This window comes from Saccharothrix longispora, from assembly GCF_030852425.1.
GTDB classification, from domain to species: Bacteria; Actinomycetota; Actinomycetes; order Mycobacteriales; family Pseudonocardiaceae; genus Actinosynnema; species Actinosynnema longispora.
This window is the reverse complement of sequence record NZ_NSDM01000042.1, coordinates 1-3,060: the sequence shown is the minus strand read 5'-3', so window position 1 is coordinate 3,060 and position 3,060 is coordinate 1. Positions and strand designations below refer to the sequence as shown.

Below are 3,060 nucleotides of genomic sequence, written 5' to 3'. Positions count from 1 at the left end.
GGTCGTTGGAGATGGTGGCGGCGGTGTTGGCGGTGACGAAGGCGGGTGCGGCGTACCTGCCGATCGACCCGGGGTACCCGGCGGACCGGATCGGGTACATGCTCACCGACGCCGCCCCGAGCCTGCTGATCACCGACCGGGCCACCTCGACGCGGCTGCCGGAGGCGGCGGGCGTCGTCGTGCTCGACCTCGACGACGACGCGGTGGCCGCCGCGGTGGCGGAGCAGCCCGGCGACCCCGTCACCGACCGGGACCGGATCGCGCCGCTGCTGCCCGCGCACCCCGCCTACGTGATCTACACGTCCGGTTCCACCGGGCGCCCCAAGGGCGTCGTGGTCGGCCACGAGGGCCTGGCGAGCCTGTCCGCGTACCTGATCCGGACCTTCGGGATCGGGCCGGAGTCGCGGGTGGCCCAGGTGGCCTCGCTGAGCTTCGACGCGGCCGTCATGGAACTGCTGATGTCGTTGCCCGCCGGCGCGACGCTGGTCCTCCCCGAGTCGAGGCAGCTCGCCGGGGAGGTGCTGGCCGAGGCGCTGCACGACCTCCGGGCCAGCCACGCCCTGGTGGGACCGGCCTCCCTCGCCGGTGCGGCCCCCGAACAGCTGCCCGGGCTGGAGTGCCTGATGGTCGGCGGTGAGGCCTGCCCGGGAGAGGTGGTGGCCGAGTGGTCGGGGGGCAGGCGGATGTTCAACGCCTACGGCCCGACCGAGGCGACGGTGTGCGTGACGATGAGCGGGCCGCTGTCCGGGGTGGACGCCCCGCCGATCGGGAAACCGATCTGGAACGCCCGGGTGTACGTGCTGGACGAGCGCCTGGAAGCGGTGCCGCCGGGCGTGCCGGGCGAGCTGTACCTGGCCGGTCCGGGCCTGGCGCGGGGGTACCTGAACCAGCCCGGGCTGACCGCGCAGCGGTTCGTGGCCTGCCCCTTCTCGTCCGGGGAACGCATGTACCGGACCGGCGACCTGGCGCAGTGGCGGGAGGACGGCGAGCTGGAGTACCTGGGCCGGGTGGACCAGCAGGTCCAGGTCCGCGGTTTCCGCATCGAGCCGGGCGAGATCGAGGCCGTGCTCGCCGCGCAGCCCGGGGTGGCCCAGGCCGTCGTCGTGGCCCGCGAGGACCGGCCGGGCGACCAGCGCCTGGCGGGCTACGTCGTGCCCGCGCCGGGGAGCCGGGTGGACCCGGCCGTGATCCGGGCCGCCGCGGCCCGGGTGCTGCCCGTCTACATGGTGCCCGCCGCGGTGGTGGTCCTCGACGCGCTGCCGTTGTCGGTCAACGGGAAGCTCGACCGGAAGGCCCTGCCCGCGCCGACGTTCGCCGCCGGGACCGGGCGGGGGCCGTCCACCCCTGCCGAGGAGATCCTGTGCGAGCTGTTCGCCGAGGTGCTGGGCGTGGACCGGGTCGGCGTGGACGACGGGTTCTTCGACCTGGGCGGCCACTCGCTGCTGGTGGCCCGGCTGATCAGCCGGGTGCGGTCGGTGCTCGGGGTGGAGCTGGAGATCCGGACGGTCTTCGACCACCCGACGGTCGAGTCGCTGGCGAAGTCGCTGGACGCGGCCGGGCAGGCGTGGCCGGCCCTGGAGCGGGCCGACCGGCCCGACCGCCTGCCGTTGTCGTTCGCCCAGCAGCGGTTGTGGTTCCTGGACCGGCTGGAGGGGCCGAGCACCACCTACAACGTGCCGTTCGCGTGGCGGCTGCGCGGGCCGGTGGACGCGGTCGCGCTGAGCGCGGCGCTGCGTGACGTGGTCGGCCGGCACGAGGCGCTGCGGACGGTGTTCCCGGTGGTGGACGGGCAGCCGTACCAGCGGGTGGTGCCGGCCGCGCAGGCGGCGCCGGAGTTCACGGTGGTGCGGGCCGCCGAAACCGACCTGGCCGAGCTGACCGGGCAGGCGGCGGGGTACGTGTTCGACCTGGCCGGCGAGCTGCCGGTGCGGGCGTGGCTGTTCGAGCTGGAGGCCGACGAGTGCGTGCTGGTGCTGCTCATGCACCACATCGCCAGTGACGGCTGGTCCCTCGGGGTGCTGCTGCGGGACCTGGGGGAGGCGTACGCGGCGCGGCTGGCCGGGCACTCCCCCGAGTGGGCGGACCTGCCGGTGCAGTACGCGGACTACACGCTCTGGCAGCGCGGGCTGCTGGGCGGCGACCAGGACCACGACAGCGTGCTGGCCCGGCAGGTGGCGTACTGGGAGTCGGCGCTGGCCGACCTGCCCGAGCAGCTGGACCTGCCGTTCGACCGGCCCCGCCCGGCGTACCCCACCTACCGCGGCGGGCACCTCGACGTCGACGTGGACGCCGAGCTGCACCGCGGGCTGGTGGAGCTGGCGCGCGAGCACCAGGTGACGTTGTTCATGGTGCTCCAGGCCGGGCTCGCGGTCCTGCTGTCCCGGTCCGGGGCCGGCACCGACATCCCGATCGGCGTGCCGGTGGCCGGCCGTGGCGGCGACGAAGGGCTGCACCACCTGATCGGGTTCTTCGTCAACACGTTGGTGCTGCGGACGGACCTGTCGGGCGACCCGAGTTTCGCGGAGCTGCTCTCCCGGGTCCGCGACCGGGACCTGGCGGCCTACGCGCACCAGGACGTGCCGTTCGAACGGTTGGTGGAAGTGCTGAACCCGGTGCGCTCGGCGGCCCACCACCCGCTGTTCCAGGTGATGCTGGCCTCCGACGAGGACACCAGCAGGGAGTGGGACGTCCCGGGCCTCCGGGCGGAGGACCTGCCGCTGGCCGGGGACTCGGCGAAGTTCGACCTGTCGCTGACGTTCCGGTCGCGGCACGAGCCGGACGGCGCCCCGGGCGGGATCAGCGTCGCGCTGGAGTACGCGGCGGACCTGTTCGACCGCGACACCGCGGAAGCGCTGGCCGGGCGGTTGGTGGCGCTGCTGGGCCAGTTCACCGCCGACCCGGGGCTGCGCGTCGGCGACGCGGAACTCCTGACGGCGGCCGAGCGGGAGCTGGTCGTCTCGGGGTGGAACGACACGGCGCGGGATGTTCCGGTGGTCGTGTTGTCGGATTTGTTCGCGGGGCGGGCGGCGCGGTCGCCGGGTGCGGTCGCGGTGGAGTCCG

General features: G+C 74.5%; 1 protein-coding gene. It reads left to right on the top strand.

Annotation, left to right across the window (positions count from 1 at the left end):
• Positions 1-23 precede the first annotated feature (23 nt).
• Positions 24-3,060, top strand: a 3,037-nt coding sequence (locus CKY47_RS36725; protein ID WP_306750995.1) for a non-ribosomal peptide synthetase, incomplete at its 3' end; no start/stop codon positions are given.